The organism is Vitreimonas sp. (genome assembly GCF_036392335.1).
Taxonomy (GTDB): Bacteria; Pseudomonadota; Alphaproteobacteria; order Caulobacterales; family Aquidulcibacteraceae; genus Vitreimonas.
The window spans coordinates 1-13,881 of record NZ_DASVYD010000027.1; the positions used below are offsets into that span (position 1 = coordinate 1).

The window sequence follows — 13,881 nt, forward strand, 5'->3', positions numbered from 1 at the left end:
GATTTGCCGGAGATTGCGGGCTTAGAGGCCGCGATCGGTCGCGCCGGCTTCTACAAGCACGAGCGTCCTGATCTGCTCTTGATGCGCATGCCCGCGGGCACGCGCGCGGCAGGCGTGTTCACAACGAATGCCGTGGGCTCCGCGCCGACCGACTGGTGCAAGCAAGTGCTCGCCGCCACGCGCGGCAATGCGCGTGGTCTCCTGGTCAATGCCGGCTGCGCCAATTCGTTCACCGGCGATGCCGGCGATGCGGCCTGCAAGCGCGCCGTGAGCGAAGCCAGCGCGGCAATCGGCATTGAGCCGCGCGAAATGCTCGCCGCGTCCACCGGCGTCATCGGCGTCGTGCTCGACGATGCCAAAATCACGTCCGCGTTGCTGCACATGAAGCTCGACGCTGTGTCGTGGCCGAAAGCCGCCGCCGCGATCATGACGACCGACACGTTTCCCAAGGGCGCGGGCGCGACCTGCGAAATCGACGGCGTGCAAGTGAACATCGCCGGCATCGCCAAAGGCTCCGGCATGATCGCGCCGAACATGGCGACGATGCTGGCCTTCGTTTTCACCGACGCCGCGCTCTCCGCGCCGATCCTGAAAACGCTGCTGCGCCAGGAAACCGAGACGAGCTTCAATGCCATCACCGTCGACGGCGACCGCAGCACCAATGATTGCGTGCTGCTCTACGCCACCGGCCAAGCCAAAGTGCCGCCGATCGCCGACGCCAAAGACGATCGCCTCGCCGGCTTCCGCCAAGCGCTGTCGGACGTGCTGCGCGATCTCGCCATCCAGATCGTGCGCGACGGCGAAGGCGCGACCAAGCTCGTGGCCGTGAACGTCGAAGGCGCGCAGAGCGATGCGAGCGCCAAGATCATCGCCCGCACCATTTGCGAAAGCCCGTTGGTGAAAACCGCCATCGCCGGTGAAGACGCCAATTGGGGCCGCATCGTCATGGCCATCGGCCGCGCCGATCAACCCGTGCGCAAAGAAATGATCGCCGTCCGCTTCGGCGAACTCTACGCCGCACGCGACGGCATGGTCAGCGCCGAATATGACGAAGCCGCGATGAGCGCTTACATGAAGCGGCAAGAGCTGGAGATCACGGTAGTGGTCGGCCCCGGCTCCGGCCGCGCGCGGATGTATACGTGCGATCTGACCAAACGCTACATCGAGATCAACGGCGATTATCGGAGCTAGGGCTGAAGTTCTTCGAGCTCGCCTCGAAGCCCCTCAAGCTCCTCGAGAATGAATTCCTCGAACACGCTCCCCGAGCCCGTCTCCCGGCCCTGTTCAATTGTCCGAGCTAAGTCCGCAACGAGCGCATCTCGTTGACCGGATAGAGAAGCCAACGCGAAGAAGCCGCGATGCAGGGCAAACATGCGCGCCTCCATCTGCAGGCGCCAGCGATCGTCGTCGGTCAATTCGTCGTCCATACGGCGACCATTGGCGGAGTTTGAGTAGGTTTCAAGCAACAAAAAAAAGCCCGCGAAGGGGGAGCATCCTTCGCGGGCTTTTTCAGCCGTTTGATCGCGGTGCGTTACGCGACGATCTGAGCGGCTTGATTGAGCGTGGCCATCGCCATCGGGGCGAACACGGCGCAGGCAGCGATCAGGGCATAAAACTTGGTCATCGGTTTGCTCTCGAATTTGGGTTGGGCGGGCCGATCAGGCGACGATCTGCGCGGCTTGGTTCAGGGTCGCAAAAGCAACCGGGGCGAACACAGCGCAGGCGGCGATCAGGGCGTAAAACTTGGTCATTGGCTTTGCTCCTCCGAAGCGGCAGCGCTTCGATAAGCAAACCTACCCAGGCCGCCCCCTGAGCGATGTGACGGCAGTCACAATGCTGCCGCTTATGGCCTAGACCCTTCGAACGGGACGTTTGGGGACGCGACGCATGTTTCTGAGATTGGTCGCCGCGGTTTGCCTCGGACTCGCGTTTGTGACGCCAGCGCGGGCGCAAACCTTGGAGCCTGAGCGCCTGCCCGGCATGTGTCTCACCATCGACCCGCAGCAAGGCTCGATCAGCCGCCCCTGCGATATTGGCGGCGCGCAAGACTTCGTCCTGCCTGACGGCGGCCCCGGCCCCATCCGTCTGGGCGAGCAATGTTTGGCCCCGCGCGGCGGCAATTACCCCGCCCTCTTCGCGGAAGCCTGCAGCGGCGCGCCCGCGCAAACTTGGACGGTCAGCGAGGAAGGCATCGTCGCAAACGGCGACGATCGCTGCCTCGCCCTGCTCGGTCTCTCGAGCCGAGACGGCGAACTGATCTACGCCGCCGAATGTCGTAATCGCGAATGGGCGCAAAGATGGCGCGTGCTGCCAAACAACCGCTACGATTACGAGCCGGTGCGCGGGCGCATTCACTGGCAGCCGGACGCGAGCCTCTGCCTCAGCTGGATCGAGCAGGGTTCGTTCATCGGCTTGGCCGAATGCGGCGCGGTGGGCGATCAGATTTTTTCGTTCGACATGAGCGATCCCGGCCAAGTGCGTATGCGCGCATCGTGCCTCGGCAGCAATGTCGGCGGCAGCGTCCGCCTCGGTCGCTGCGCCGTGGCGCCCGACACAACTTGGTTTTTCCAAAACGGCGCCACCCTCTCTGATGGCGCGCCGCGCTGCATGGAGCCCCAGCGCGAAAGCGAGCGCTGGGTGATCCGCATGCGCGCCTGCACCGCGCAAGCCGAACAACGCTGGGATTTCGAGGCTGTCGAAAACTAGCGCGTTACTTACGCGCCGCGTTCACCAGTGCGCGGATCATCCAGCGGCGGACTTTGCGGGCCTCGGACTCGTCGGTTTGCAGCACGTCCTTGAACACGATCATGGCTTCTGTGCCGATGACCAAGGCCAACGCTTTCGCGAGCAGCTTGGCGTCGGCGGGCTTGAGCTCCTTGCGCGCGGGCTCCAGCGCCGCCTCGATCAACGGCGAGCGGCGATTTTGCCGCTTCGGCAATTCCCCATCTTCGCTCTCGCGCAACGGCCGCAGCACCGTGTTGGAGAGCATCATACGCAAGCCCGGTTCGTTCGCAGACATCATGCTTTCGAACGCGGCGTCGACACGATCCATCCGCGCGATGGGGTCGTCCTTCGGCGCGTCGCGGAACACCTCGTCCGGCTCCGGCACCGCGGTGTCGAGCGGCGCTTCGATGAGCAGCGCTTCGATATTTGGAAAATACCGATAGGCCGTCGCGCGCGAGACCATCGCTTCGGCGGCGACGTCTTCCAGCGTCGGCGCCTTGCCTTGTTTCAACAGACGCGCCGCCGCTTGCAGCAAATCCTTGCGCGTGCGGCGGCGTTGATTGGGACGGCCTTCGCTCATTTCAATCCTGCGGCAATTGCTGGATGATCGAGGCCAGATCGACCCAGACGTTTTCGCGCTGAATGGCTCCGGCGTCGGAGAATTCCATCACATGCAGCAAGCGAAACGAGAGCGGGCGGTTGCGGCCTTCCAAGCCAAATGGCCTCCCCGGCGCGCGCCCGCTCCAGCGCGATTCATCGACCATGAAGTCCGGGCCGTAATAGCGGCGCAGCGTCTCGAATTTGCTGTCGGACAGGTCGGCGAACAGGCTTTCGTAGAAGCCGCGCGCAGCTTCGCGGCCGAAGGTCGGCCCGGTCGGAAATCCGACGATGTCATGCTCGCAATCCTCGGCCAGGGTGGCGAGCACGCCCTCGACATGGTCGTGCGCTTCAAAGCTGAAATGCTCGTCCATTTTCTTGTCCATCATTTCACGGCTCAGCATTCTTATTCCCCGTCTCAATGGGGGGGAAGCTAATGAGATCTTTGTCTCATTTCAAGCCCATCATCTCATTATCGCGTAATCGTCGTTTCTGTTGCGCGATGCGGCCGCAGGTCGATAGTGGCGGCAGGGAGGCGGACATGGCTGATCCGGCGCAGGCGGCGGCGACGCAATTGGCGAACATCGAGAAGAAGACCGGCAAGACGCTGGCCCAGCTCAGCGCCGCCATCAAAGCGTGCGGCAAGGACAAGCACGGCGAAATCCGCGCCTGGGTGGTCGCGACCTATGGGCTCGGCAACGGCGATGCGAACACGCTGACCCATTACGCCTTGCGCAGCGATGGGGCCTCGCGCGCGGCGGGCGCCAGCGCCGATCAGCTGCTCGATGAGATTTATGCCGGCAAGAAAGCCCATCTCCGACCGGTTCATGAGAAGCTCATGGCCGCGATTGAAGGCTTTGGCCCCTTCGATACGGCGCCGAAGAAGGGCTACGTCTCGCTGCGGCGGAAAAAGCAATTCGCCATGCTTGGCCCCAAGACCAATGAGCGCTTCGAGCTGGGACTGAACCTAAAGGACGACATTCGCGACACGCGCGTGAAGCCGGTCCCACCTGGGGGCATGTGCCAATATATCGTCCCGCTCACGAACGCCGACGAGATCGACGCGAAGCTGATCGGCTACATCAAACAAGCCTATGACGCCGCCGGCTAGGCGCTTGCCAAAGCCGTAAACGCGCGGGAAAGGGTGTTTTGGCTAACGCCTTTCAACCAAGTCTCCTCACGGCTTTTTCATGCAAATCGGCGATGTTCCCTCTTCAGCGCGACGTCTGCTTTTAGTGGCGGCGGCCGCATTGATCGACAGCGAGGGACGCGTGCTGATCACGCAGCGCCCCTTGCACAAAGCGCTCGGCGGTCTTTGGGAATTTCCCGGCGGCAAGGTCGAGGTAGGGGAAGCGCCAGAACACGCGCTCGTGCGTGAGCTGAAAGAGGAGCTGGACTTGCACGTCGAACCAGATGCCCTCGATCCGTTCGCGTTCGCGTCGCACGCCTACACGGACTTTCATTTGCTGATGCCGCTCTATGTCGTCACCCGCTGGCAAGGCGAGCCCAAGCTGGACCCCAACGCTGCCGCCGCGATGAAATGGGTGCGCGCCGAAGCGCTCCGCGCGCACGAGATGCCGCCAGCGGACGTCGTGCTGGTTGAGCGCCTGATTGAACGGAGCGCATCATGATCCGTCGTTTTCTCAAGGATGAGCGCGGCTCCACCGCGATCGAATATGCGCTTATCGCCGCGATCATCCTGTTCGCCATCATCCTGGCGATCCAGCCGATCGGCGAAACGCTTCAGGGCGTGTTCGGCCAAGCCGACGCGGGCTTTGACGGCGTGAACTAAGCGCTCCAGCGCACATTTCAGGAATATTTCAGCGGCGACGAACGGGCGTAACGCGCCCGCGCCATACCCCTGCCCGCGCGGCCAGAGCCGGCCCGCGCGGAGGCAGGGACATGAACATCGCGCAAGCTTTGGCCATCGCCGCGGCGGGTTACGCGTACGCGCTTTGCGCCGACCAGCCCTTCTCCGCCCGCTTCGCGACCGCCCAGGCGCAATTCTGCGCGACGCTCGCCGAAGCCGAGGCCGCCGGACACGAAGCGCTCGCCGATACGCATGCGCTGGTGCGCACGGCATTGCAGCAAAGCGATGGTTTGGAGCTGACGCTTTAGGCGTCGAGTTCGACATCCCAATAGAGATAATCGACCCAGGACTCGTGCAAATGGTGCGGCGGGAAGCGGCGGCCGACATGTTGCAGCTCATGCATCGTCGGGCGGCGCGGCTTCTTGTGCGGGCGCATGCCGCTTTGTTGCGGCATCAACCCGCCCTTGCGCAGATTGCACGGCGCGCAGGCGGTGACGATGTTTTCCCACGTCGTCCGCCCACCGCGTGAGCGCGGGATCAGATGGTCAAACGTCAGGTCATCGCCGGAGCTGCAATATTGGCAGGCGAAGCCATCGCGCAGGAAGACGTTGAAGCGCGTGAACGCCGGCGGGCGATCCTGGGCGACGTAGTCGCGCAGCGAGATTACCGACGGCAGCTTCATCTCGAAGGATGGCGAGTGCACCACTTGGTCGTAATGCGCCACGACGTCGACGCGTTCGAGGAAGACGGCCTTCACCGCTTCTTGCCACGGCCAAAGCGAGAGCGGGTAATACGACAACGGCCGGAAGTCGGCGTTCAACACCAGCGCCGGACAACCCGCGAGAGGCGCGCTGGAAACATTCATCGGCGACTGCTCCAGTGCAGCCGCTGCAGGATCTGGTGGGGGATCAGGCTCTGAAGACTGAAGACCAAAACTCCTTTGACCGGGTCGAAGCTAGCATGAATCGGCGCGCGGGCGAGACGAGCTTTAGCTGATTTGCGGCGACAGCTTCATGACAGAGGCGCCACGTTGCCGAAAAAGCTCAGCGGCTCGCGGCAATCTTGGGCGTTTTCAGGTACGTAGCGAGAAAAGCCGCACCGAGTTCCAGGCCGTCCGGGCCGATCGCGTGCGGCGTCCCATACGACACATGCCATTGCGCGCCATGCCCGGCTGCGGCCAACGCCTCCGCGGATTCGAACATGAAGGGGACTGGCAGCGTGGGGTCGCGGTCGCCATGGATCAGGAGCACCGGCGGTTTGGCGCGCATTTCGTCCTTCAGGCGCGGGCCGCCAACGAGCACCCCCGAGAAGCCCAGCACCGCAGCCAGCGGCTGTTCGCGCCGCAGCGCGACGTGCAGCGCCATCATCGTGCCTTGACTGAAGCCGACCAACGCGACGCGGCTGGCCTCAAGGCCGTATTTATCCATCTCGCGCTCAATGAAGCGATCGACCGAGGGCGCGGCCATGCGCACACCCTGCTCCATCAAGAGCGGATCGAGTTCGGAGATCGGAAACCATTGATAACCGCCGGGCGCCATCGGCGTCGGCTCGATGGCGTTGGGCGACACGAACGCCGTGCCAGGCAAGAGATCGGCCCAATAGGGCGCGAGACTGATCAAGTCCGCGCCGTTGGAGCCATAGCCGTGCAGGAAGATCACCAGCGAATCTGGTTTGCCGCCGCGCTTGGGCGGCATGCGAGGGCCATCGATAAAAACCGTCATGGCCCGCTAGTAGCCCTTCGTGGACGCGAAGGGTAGCGTCGCCGCCCGATGAGCTTCGTCACCCGCTTCGCCCCCTCGCCCACGGGCTATCTCCACCTGGGCCATGCCTTCTCGGCGCTGACCGCGTTCGATGCGGCTGAGGCGGCCGGCGGGCGTTTTCTGCTGCGGATCGAGGATATTGATCAAGGCCGTGCGCGACCCGAGTTCGAGGCGGCGATCTTCGAGGATCTGGCTTGGCTCGGGCTCAGCTGGGAAGAGCCGGTGCGGCGGCAGTCTGAGCACATGGCCGACTATGCCGCGCCGCTGCAAAGCTTGGTCGAACGCGGCCTCGTCTATCGCTGTTTCCGCACGCGCAAAGAGATCGCCGAGGCGATTGCATCAGCCCCGCACGGCGCCAGTGAAGATATGTTTCGCGGCGAGCCGCTGCCAGCGGACGAGGAAGCGGCAAGGCTCGAGGCTGGCGAAGCGTTCGCCTGGCGGCTCTCGCTCAAAAAAGCGCGCAGCGTGCTGGGTCCGGCCTATTTCAGTTTGGTGTTCGAGGACGAAACCGGACTGGTGCGCGCTGAACCCGAACGGCACGGCGATGTGGTGCTGGCGCGGAAGGATTTCGGCACGAGCTATCATCTCGCCTCGGTGTGGGACGACGCGCTGCAAGGCGTCACGCATGTGATCCGCGGCGAGGATTTGCGCGATGCGGCGCATCTGCATGTGTTGCTGCAAAAGCTGCTCGACCTACCCCGCCCCGTCTATCGCCACCACCGGCTTATTCTTGGCGAGGACGGCAAGCGCTTAGCGAAGCGCGATCAAGCCGCCACGCTGCGCGCGATGCGCGAGAACGGGCGTACGCCGGCTGACATAAGAAGGTTACTCGGCCTTCAAGCCTAACGCGCATTCACGACGCTTTCTTCACGCAGTTGAACGCTTCTCTAAGCATGTTCGTGTAGCACGGCCTACAAGAAGGAAGCCGCGCCGGAAACAGCGCGACGTTGTTGGTATGCTCTGGGTCGATCATTCTAGCTATTTTGGACCGGACCGGCGCCGCAAGGCCGGTGGTTTGCGTATTCGCGAGCGACGCCGCGAAAATCTCGCCGGACGTCCGCCGGCGTTGAACGTGGCGCTACGCCAATTGCGCATGCACGTGCTTGAGGCGCGCGGGCCTGGGCTCGATCGCTTCATCGAACGCGCGCATTCAACGGCGATCCTGGCGCAAGAGAATACTGAACTCGACGCCGCGGACGCACTGACGAGCCTCAGCGTATTCGCGGCGCGCAATCGCGAAAAGGACGTGCGCCCCGCCTTGTATCAAGGCTTGGACCGCGCCCACGCGGCGCTCAGCACCTATCACTGAACTCAGTCTGGGTAGTGGCGGAAGCCCGGCCAGCCTTCGATCGCCTCGATAGCTTCGTGGGCGGATTCCAGTTTGTGGTCCGGCACGTTGGACAGACGCGCGGCCTCGATCCAGGCTTTGATGGCCGTCGGCGCGATGCGATCGCGGCCACACAGCACGAACACCGGCTCATCCTTGGCGACGGCGGAGAGCGAGCCGTGCTCCAATTCAGCGGCCAGGCGCACGAAGCCCGCTTCGCGCAGCAGCTTGGCGCATTGGACTTTGACGTCGCGGCCTTCAACTTCAGTCAGGGACATTGAGCGCCTCCCCCAAAAACTAGGGCCTTAAAGCGCAGCGAATCATTGCTGCGCTTGATGCGGACTTGGCGCGACATCGACCTCAACCGCAAGCGTTTCGCGCACGCTGGCGCTGACCCAGCCGCGCAACGGCGCGGCATCGGCGGCGTCCAGGCCGCAGCAGATGCGGACGTAGGCGTCGGTGGGGCTTTGACGATTGGATGGGTCGAAGCCGACCCAGCCGAGATCAGGCACGTAAGCCTCGGCCCAGGCGTGGGATTCCTGGCGGCCGACATAGCCGGCGGAAATGTAGCCCGCGACGTAGCGTGCGGGGATATCAGCAAGGCGCGCGGCGGCGATGAAAACGTGGGCGTGATCCTGGCAAACGCCCTTGCCGCTCTGCAGCGCTTCGGTCGCCGTTGTGGCGTGGTGGGTTGTGTTCTGCTCGTACTCGACCGCATTTCGCACGTTCTGCGACAGCTCATGCAGCGTATCGAGCACCGAACCCGCGGCGCTCGCGCGGGCGAGTTCGAGGATTTCGCGGCTGGGCGCGGTAAGTCTGGTTTCACGCAGGAACACAGCGGGCCGCGAATAATCCTTCAACCCGCGCATTACGCCAGCCGCGTCGCTCGTCTCGACCACGCCATCGGCGACGATCTCAATCTGCGTTTGTTGGCGATCGCTGCGCCAGATCGCTTCTTCATCGCCAAACGCGTTGACGAACAGCGGCCTCACCTCGTCGCCATTCACGGTCACGGTCCAGTGCAGCGGCTTCTGCCCGTCAAAGCGCGACGGGAAGAGACGCAGGCGCAAGTCCGCGCGCATCGCCGGCGGATCGTATTCGTAGCGCGTGACGTGGCGGACAGAGAGGCGCATGGGCGATCAAAAATAATATGCGCGCGAAATTTCGGACGACAGACGATTTGTGACCTTAATCGCGTCGCCAATGAATTCGTGCAGGCCGGTCTGAAACAAGCTGTTGATATCGCAGCCATCGAGCCGGCGCACCATCTCGGCGGCCGTCTCATGGCAGTTGTGACGCTCGCCATAAAGGCGCGCAAGATCGTCGAGGTGACGTTCGAGCGCGCGGTAGCAGAAATTCGCCGAGCGCGGGAACGTGGTGTTGAGCACCAGAAATTCGGCGATGCCCCAAGGCGTGTAATCACCGCGATAAACGTGGTGATAGGCGCGCATGGCCGAAGTCGCGCGCAGCACTGAGGTCCATTGGTGAAAATCGCGACCGCCCCCGACGACGTCAGTCTCCGGCAGCAGCACATAATATTTCACGTCGAGCAGACGTAACGTCATCTCGGCGCGTTCGACGAACTCTCCAAGGCGCAGGAATACATAGCCCTCGTTGCGCAGCAACGACGTTTCAGCAGCGCCTCGGAATGCGGCGGCGCGTTGCTTGGCCCAGTCGAGCCACACCGGCAGGTCGGCGATCGCTTCATCGGCGTCGAGCGCTTCCAGCAGACGCCAATGGTCGTTCAGCGCTTCCCACATGTCGGCGGTGAGCGCGGTGCGGATGGCTTTGGCGTTGGCGCGCGCCTGCGCGAGACAGCAATGGATCGAGGAGCGGTTTTCGCGATCGAGCAGAAGATAGGTGATGATTTTGGAATCACTGGCCTTCGGCGGCAGCTCACTCGCGCAGCCCGCCGCGCGCGCGACCGATTGCCATTCTTCGTTGGCGCCCGGGAGCATGGCCATGCGTCGACCCATTTCGATCAGGCGCGCCGTAGCGTCGGCGCGCTCGATATAGCGCCCCATCCAGAACAAGTTTTCGGCGGTGCGGCTCAGCATGGGCTCATTCCGACAACACCCAAGTATCCTTAACGCCGCCACCCTGACTCGAGTTCACCACAAGCGAGCCCTTGGTGAGCGCGACACGCGTCAGCCCCCCCGGCGCCAAACGCACTTGTTTGCCGACGAGGCAAAACGGACGAAAATCAACATGTCGATTTTCGATGCCATCAGCAGTGACCGTCGGCGCGGAGGAAAGATCGAGCGTCGGTTGCGCAATATACGCATCGGGGTCGGCCAGAATCTTCGTGCGGAATTCGGAGAGCTGCTTCTTGGTCGCGTGCGGGCCGATCAGCATGCCGTAGCCGCCCGAGCCGTGCACTTGCTTGACCACCAAGTCCTTCAGATTGGCGAGCACATGGTCACGCTCCTCCGCGAGCGCGCAACGCCAAGTCTGCACGTTTTTGAGAATGGGTTGTTCGCCGAGATAGAAGCGGATCATCTCCGGCACGAAGACGTAGATGGCTTTGTCGTCGGCGATGCCCGAGCCTGGGGCCGAACACAGAGTCACGCCGCCGGCGCGATAGACGCTGAATAACCCCGGCACGCCAAGCAGCGAATCCGGGCGAAACGCCAGCGGGTCGAGGTAGGAATCGTCGATGCGCCGATAGATCACATCGACGCGCTGCGGCCCGCGCGTCGTGCGCATCCAGACGAGGCCGTCATTGACGAAGAGATCGCTGGACTCGACCAGTTCAACGCCCATCAAGTCCGCAAGAAATGAGTGCTCGTAATAGGCGCTGTTGAGCGGGCCTGGCGTGAGCAGCACCACAGTCGGCTCGCCTTTGCACGCGGGCGGCGCGACCTCCTGCAGCGTGCGCTTCAGCATCGTTGGGTATTCGTCGATCGGATCGACGGCGCAGGCGGCGAACAGACGCGGAAACATCCGCATCATGATTTCGCGGTTCTCAAGCATGTAGCTGACGCCCGAAGGCGTGCGGCAATTGTCTTCGAGCACCTGGAAATCGGTGTCGTTTGTGCGCACGATGTCGACGCCGACGATGTGGCTATAGATGCGGCCCGGCGGATCGAAGCCCGCCATCTCCGGCAGATAGGCTTCGTTCTGATAGACCAAGCTTTCCGGCACGATGCCGGCGCGCATAATTTCACCGCGATGATAGACGTCGTAGAGGAACGCGTTGAGCGCGCGCGCCCGTTGTTGCACGCCGCGTGAGAGCTTGCGCCATTCGGCGGCGCCAAACACGCGCGGGATCAGATCGAACGGGATCAGGCGCTCAGGATCGCCGCCCTCGCCGTACACCGAAAACGTGATGCCGAGGCGGCGAAACAGCGCTTCGGCCTCGCTCTGGCGCTGGCGCAAATTGGCCTCGCCCGTCGCCTCCAGCCAAGCGGCGACTTGTTCATAAGGCAGACGGATCGAGCCGTCCGAGGCGCGCATTTCTTCAAACACGCCCATGAGCCTTCACTGATTGTCGGGCGCGGAGAACGCCGCCGGGCGCCGAGGCGGGACGCTATCGGGCGGGCGCCCTGCTTTTGGGCGCCGCTGCCGCTTCGTCGCTCAGGGCGGCGCTGGACGCGCGCCGAACGCGCCGATCAGCCGGGTGCTCCAATCGCCCAGCGCATCCCAGGCCTCGCCGCCACCCGTGAAGAGGCCAAGACGCACCATGACCAAATCCTTCGACGGCACGACGACGACGATCTGCCCTTCATAGCCTTGCGCTGAAAACGCATCACGCATCTCATCGCCGGTGATGAGCGAACGCGCCGGGCGGCCGTCGCCGCTGGTCGGCGTCAGCCACCAATGCGCGCCGTAGGTGTCGGTGTTTGGCGCGGGGCCTGGCGTGCGGCCGAAATCGACCCAGCCTTCGGGCAGGACGCGCCGCCCGTCCCACACGCCGCCGCGCAGATACAGATAGCCAAAACGCGCCCAGTCGCGCCCCGTCATCCAGATGAGCGAACTCCCATAGAACAAGCCTTGCGGATCGAATTCGACGATTGGGCTCACGCCGATCTGATTGAACAGCGACGTGTTCATCCAAGCGCGCATACGCTGACGGCGGTCCGCGGGGTTTTGCGGATTGGCGACGATGGCGCGCGTGAGCGCGTCAGAGATCAGGAGGGTGCCGGCGGAGGAATAATTCCAATGCGCGCCCGGATCGTGGATCAAAGGCAGGCTGGCGGCCCAACGCGTCGTATCTTGTCGGCCGGGCCCGAACAGCATGCGCGCATTGCCCGCATTGGCGACGCTGTCGCCATTCTCGCTGTACTCAAGCCCATCAACCATGTTCAGCCATTGGCGCCAGGTGATAGACGCACGGCGATCGCCGGCGCGCCAATGCGGACTGCCCATCGGCGCATCGATCGCGACGCGGCCCTGCAACACCGCGGCGCCGACAAGCGCGTGGGTGACGGATTTGGCCATCGACCAGGAATTGAGGCGCGTGTCGCGCGAATAGCCGTCCGCGTAGCGCTCATACACCAGCCGACCGCCTTGAATGATGACGACGGCGCGTGTCTCGCCAAGCAGCGGATGGCGGCCGGCGAAGGCTTCGGTGATGGCGAGATCGAAAGCGGCGCGGTCAACATCAGCAGGAAGCGGCGCCTCGGCCCAATCCTGCGCCGGCCAAGCAACACCCGCTGGTTGCGGCGGCAGCGGATACAATTGCTGCGCATTCGCCGCCGTTGCGAACAACAGAGCAAGCGCCCCCATCAACGCGCGCAGCATGACGTCTCCCCTCGCCTTCGCTATGCTGTCTTCGAGCATAGGGGGAGGCGCAGGTGTCGCGCAAACGCTGGATTGGGGTGGGCGTACTGGCGGCGATCGTGTTTGTGGTCGCGGGCGGCGCCTGGGCGTCGCGCGATCAGGTCGCCTACGCACGGATCGCGACCGGCTACGCGGCCAAACAGACCTGCTCGTGTCTGCACGTGAGCGGCCGTGATCTCGACAGCTGCATGAACGACTTTCCCGAGGACGCCCGCCAACAGATCAGCGTGGGGCAGGACGGCAGTCGGGTGCGCGCCAGCGTGCTGTTCGGCGCGATCAGCGCCTCGGCCGTATTCGAGCCGGAATATGGCTGCCGAATTCTAGACTAGCCAGCCGTGCGGATTGGGGATGGGCTTGCGCATCACCGCGAGCACCAAGGCAATCAGCGCGCGCAAGCCGGCCCAGATTGCCGCAGCCAGCTGGATGAAGAAGGTGGCGACCACGAGCGGCGCATACGCCATCGGCAACACCGCGCCCAGCACCCACACCGCATAGCCAATGACCAGCGTGCGGACGGCGTGTTCGTGATGGGTGTTTACCCACGGCATGCCCTGACCGCGATTGGTGTAGGCCAAGGCGATGGCGGCGAGGCCAACGGCCGTGCCGATGAGCGACCACGGCGGCATGCGCAGGATAAAATTCAGCGCGAACGCGACGATGGTCAGCAGGTGCACAAGCACCACCTTGCCGCGGTGCGTCTTGAACCCCAGGCCGCCGCTTTGCTGCGGCCGCGCCGGCTTGGGACGGCGAAAGGGGGTGACGTTGTCGTGCGACATGATTCTGGAAGGATAGGACGGGCGCCCGGTCCGGGCCAGTTGTTCACGACATGTCCGCTGGCGACGGCCGCCCCCGCCCCTTGCGCCGAACCGGCGCCCGTGGTC

Annotated in this window: 20 protein-coding genes; 9 read left to right on the forward strand and 11 right to left on the reverse strand. The window is 63.8% G+C overall.

The window, feature by feature from the left end; genetic code table 11:
• Nucleotides 1-3: 3 nt before the first annotated feature.
• Nucleotides 4-1,191 carry a bifunctional glutamate N-acetyltransferase/amino-acid acetyltransferase ArgJ gene (gene argJ / locus VF769_RS06280; protein WP_349258105.1) on the forward strand — a complete coding sequence of 396 codons (1,188 nt, stop codon included), beginning with the start codon at nucleotides 4-6 and terminating at the stop codon, nucleotides 1,189-1,191.
• Here argJ and VF769_RS06285 read toward each other — a convergent pair.
• Nucleotides 1,188-1,427 (reverse strand): hypothetical protein, encoded by a 240-nt coding sequence (locus tag VF769_RS06285; protein WP_331007525.1) that lies wholly within the window; start codon nucleotides 1,425-1,427, stop codon nucleotides 1,188-1,190. The two genes, argJ and VF769_RS06285, sit on opposite strands and share 4 nt — an antisense overlap.
• Nucleotides 1,428-1,887: 460 nt before the next feature.
• Between VF769_RS06285 and VF769_RS06290 the strand changes: the two genes are divergently transcribed.
• Complete coding sequence (locus VF769_RS06290; protein WP_331007526.1) at nucleotides 1,888-2,706, forward strand: ricin-type beta-trefoil lectin domain protein; 819 nt, start codon at nucleotides 1,888-1,890, stop codon at nucleotides 2,704-2,706.
• Between the two features lie 4 nt (nucleotides 2,707-2,710).
• On the opposite strand, the gene VF769_RS06295 is transcribed toward VF769_RS06290, so the two are convergent.
• Complete coding sequence (locus tag VF769_RS06295; RefSeq protein ID WP_331007527.1) at nucleotides 2,711-3,304, reverse strand: helix-turn-helix domain-containing protein; 594 nt, start codon at nucleotides 3,302-3,304, stop codon at nucleotides 2,711-2,713.
• Between the two features lies 1 nt (nucleotide 3,305).
• Nucleotides 3,306-3,725 carry an ester cyclase gene (locus VF769_RS06300; RefSeq protein WP_331007528.1) on the reverse strand — a complete coding sequence of 140 codons (420 nt, stop codon included), beginning with the start codon at nucleotides 3,723-3,725 and terminating at the stop codon, nucleotides 3,306-3,308.
• Between the two features lie 137 nt (nucleotides 3,726-3,862).
• Here VF769_RS06300 and VF769_RS06305 point away from each other — a divergent pair, with 137 nt between their 5' ends.
• The 4 genes from VF769_RS06305 (at nucleotide 3,863) to VF769_RS06320 (ending at nucleotide 5,439) form a co-directional block, all read left to right on the forward strand.
• Entirely contained in the window at nucleotides 3,863-4,432 is a 570-nt protein-coding gene (locus tag VF769_RS06305) for a DUF5655 domain-containing protein (protein ID WP_331007529.1), read from the forward strand.
• A gap of 79 nt (nucleotides 4,433-4,511) precedes the next feature.
• Nucleotides 4,512-4,952, forward strand: a complete 441-nt coding sequence (locus VF769_RS06310) for a (deoxy)nucleoside triphosphate pyrophosphohydrolase (protein WP_331007530.1) — start codon at nucleotides 4,512-4,514, stop codon at nucleotides 4,950-4,952.
• A complete protein-coding gene (locus tag VF769_RS06315; protein ID WP_331007531.1) occupies nucleotides 4,949-5,113 on the forward strand; it encodes a Flp family type IVb pilin in 165 nt (54 codons plus the stop codon). The genes VF769_RS06310 and VF769_RS06315 overlap by 4 nt, the downstream gene beginning before the upstream one ends.
• A gap of 110 nt (nucleotides 5,114-5,223) precedes the next feature.
• Nucleotides 5,224-5,439 (forward strand): hypothetical protein, encoded by a 216-nt coding sequence (locus VF769_RS06320; protein WP_331007532.1) that lies wholly within the window; start codon nucleotides 5,224-5,226, stop codon nucleotides 5,437-5,439.
• Here VF769_RS06320 and VF769_RS06325 read toward each other — a convergent pair.
• Together VF769_RS06325 and VF769_RS06330 are read right to left on the reverse strand one after the other, a co-directional pair.
• Nucleotides 5,436-5,996: an HNH endonuclease gene (locus VF769_RS06325; RefSeq protein ID WP_331007533.1), complete on the reverse strand. Its 561-nt coding sequence runs from the start codon at nucleotides 5,994-5,996 to the stop codon at nucleotides 5,436-5,438. The genes VF769_RS06320 and VF769_RS06325 overlap by 4 nt on opposite strands.
• Nucleotides 5,997-6,174: 178 nt before the next feature.
• Nucleotides 6,175-6,852 (reverse strand): alpha/beta hydrolase, encoded by a 678-nt coding sequence (locus VF769_RS06330; protein WP_331007534.1) that lies wholly within the window; start codon nucleotides 6,850-6,852, stop codon nucleotides 6,175-6,177.
• A 48-nt stretch (nucleotides 6,853-6,900) separates the two neighbouring features.
• On the opposite strand from VF769_RS06330, the gene gluQRS reads away from it, so the two are divergent.
• Nucleotides 6,901-7,737 (forward strand): tRNA glutamyl-Q(34) synthetase GluQRS, encoded by an 837-nt coding sequence (gene gluQRS / locus VF769_RS06335; RefSeq protein ID WP_331007535.1) that lies wholly within the window; start codon nucleotides 6,901-6,903, stop codon nucleotides 7,735-7,737.
• Nucleotides 7,738-7,846: 109 nt separating this feature from the next.
• Complete coding sequence (locus VF769_RS06340; protein WP_331007536.1) at nucleotides 7,847-8,200, forward strand: hypothetical protein; 354 nt, start codon at nucleotides 7,847-7,849, stop codon at nucleotides 8,198-8,200.
• A 2-nt stretch (nucleotides 8,201-8,202) separates the two neighbouring features.
• Here the strand turns inward: VF769_RS06340 and VF769_RS06345 are convergent, their stop codons facing one another.
• The 5 genes from VF769_RS06345 to VF769_RS06365 form a co-directional block, all read right to left on the reverse strand.
• On the reverse strand, nucleotides 8,203-8,496 hold the full coding sequence (locus tag VF769_RS06345; RefSeq protein WP_331007537.1) for a hypothetical protein: 294 nt from the start codon (nucleotides 8,494-8,496) through the stop codon (nucleotides 8,203-8,205).
• Between the two features lie 42 nt (nucleotides 8,497-8,538).
• Entirely contained in the window at nucleotides 8,539-9,351 is an 813-nt protein-coding gene (locus VF769_RS06350) for a transglutaminase family protein (protein WP_331007538.1), read from the reverse strand.
• Nucleotides 9,352-9,357: 6 nt separating this feature from the next.
• Nucleotides 9,358-10,275 (reverse strand): alpha-E domain-containing protein, encoded by a 918-nt coding sequence (locus tag VF769_RS06355; RefSeq protein ID WP_331007539.1) that lies wholly within the window; start codon nucleotides 10,273-10,275, stop codon nucleotides 9,358-9,360.
• Between the two features lie 4 nt (nucleotides 10,276-10,279).
• Nucleotides 10,280-11,692 (reverse strand): circularly permuted type 2 ATP-grasp protein, encoded by a 1,413-nt coding sequence (locus VF769_RS06360; RefSeq protein ID WP_331007540.1) that lies wholly within the window; start codon nucleotides 11,690-11,692, stop codon nucleotides 10,280-10,282.
• 102 nt (nucleotides 11,693-11,794) lie between these two features.
• A complete protein-coding gene (locus VF769_RS06365; protein ID WP_331007541.1) occupies nucleotides 11,795-12,961 on the reverse strand; it encodes a serine hydrolase in 1,167 nt (388 codons plus the stop codon).
• Between the two features lie 53 nt (nucleotides 12,962-13,014).
• On the opposite strand from VF769_RS06365, the gene VF769_RS06370 reads away from it, so the two are divergent.
• Nucleotides 13,015-13,329, forward strand: coding sequence for a hypothetical protein (locus VF769_RS06370; RefSeq protein ID WP_331007542.1), 315 nt, complete (start codon nucleotides 13,015-13,017; stop codon nucleotides 13,327-13,329).
• On the opposite strand, the gene VF769_RS06375 is transcribed toward VF769_RS06370, so the two are convergent.
• Nucleotides 13,321-13,776, reverse strand: coding sequence for a hypothetical protein (locus VF769_RS06375; RefSeq protein WP_331007543.1), 456 nt, complete (start codon nucleotides 13,774-13,776; stop codon nucleotides 13,321-13,323). The two genes, VF769_RS06370 and VF769_RS06375, sit on opposite strands and share 9 nt — an antisense overlap.
• Nucleotides 13,777-13,881 lie beyond the last annotated feature (105 nt).

Bases quoted from the DNA above. Each gene is read 5' to 3' on its own strand.
- VF769_RS06340 (WP_331007536.1), top strand. From the start codon at position 7,847: ATGCTCTGGGTCGATCATTCTAGCTATTTTGGACCGGACCGGCGCCGC.
- VF769_RS06365 (WP_331007541.1), bottom strand. From the start codon at position 12,961: ATGCTGCGCGCGTTGATGGGGGCGCTTGCTCTGTTGTTCGCAACGGCG.
- VF769_RS06330 (WP_331007534.1), bottom strand. From the start codon at position 6,852: ATGACGGTTTTTATCGATGGCCCTCGCATGCCGCCCAAGCGCGGCGGC.
- VF769_RS06285 (WP_331007525.1), bottom strand. From the start codon at position 1,427: ATGGACGACGAATTGACCGACGACGATCGCTGGCGCCTGCAGATGGAG.
- VF769_RS06350 (WP_331007538.1), bottom strand. From the start codon at position 9,351: ATGCGCCTCTCTGTCCGCCACGTCACGCGCTACGAATACGATCCGCCG.
- VF769_RS06305 (WP_331007529.1), top strand. From the start codon at position 3,863: ATGGCTGATCCGGCGCAGGCGGCGGCGACGCAATTGGCGAACATCGAG.
- VF769_RS06325 (WP_331007533.1), bottom strand. From the start codon at position 5,996: ATGAATGTTTCCAGCGCGCCTCTCGCGGGTTGTCCGGCGCTGGTGTTG.
- VF769_RS06295 (WP_331007527.1), bottom strand. From the start codon at position 3,304: ATGAGCGAAGGCCGTCCCAATCAACGCCGCCGCACGCGCAAGGATTTG.
- VF769_RS06375 (WP_331007543.1), bottom strand. From the start codon at position 13,776: ATGTCGCACGACAACGTCACCCCCTTTCGCCGTCCCAAGCCGGCGCGG.
- VF769_RS06360 (WP_331007540.1), bottom strand. From the start codon at position 11,692: ATGGGCGTGTTTGAAGAAATGCGCGCCTCGGACGGCTCGATCCGTCTG.
- gluQRS (WP_331007535.1), top strand. From the start codon at position 6,901: ATGAGCTTCGTCACCCGCTTCGCCCCCTCGCCCACGGGCTATCTCCAC.
- VF769_RS06310 (WP_331007530.1), top strand. From the start codon at position 4,512: ATGCAAATCGGCGATGTTCCCTCTTCAGCGCGACGTCTGCTTTTAGTG.
- VF769_RS06290 (WP_331007526.1), top strand. From the start codon at position 1,888: ATGTTTCTGAGATTGGTCGCCGCGGTTTGCCTCGGACTCGCGTTTGTG.
- VF769_RS06315 (WP_331007531.1), top strand. From the start codon at position 4,949: ATGATCCGTCGTTTTCTCAAGGATGAGCGCGGCTCCACCGCGATCGAA.
- VF769_RS06320 (WP_331007532.1), top strand. From the start codon at position 5,224: ATGAACATCGCGCAAGCTTTGGCCATCGCCGCGGCGGGTTACGCGTAC.
- VF769_RS06345 (WP_331007537.1), bottom strand. From the start codon at position 8,496: ATGTCCCTGACTGAAGTTGAAGGCCGCGACGTCAAAGTCCAATGCGCC.
- VF769_RS06300 (WP_331007528.1), bottom strand. From the start codon at position 3,725: ATGCTGAGCCGTGAAATGATGGACAAGAAAATGGACGAGCATTTCAGC.
- VF769_RS06355 (WP_331007539.1), bottom strand. From the start codon at position 10,275: ATGCTGAGCCGCACCGCCGAAAACTTGTTCTGGATGGGGCGCTATATC.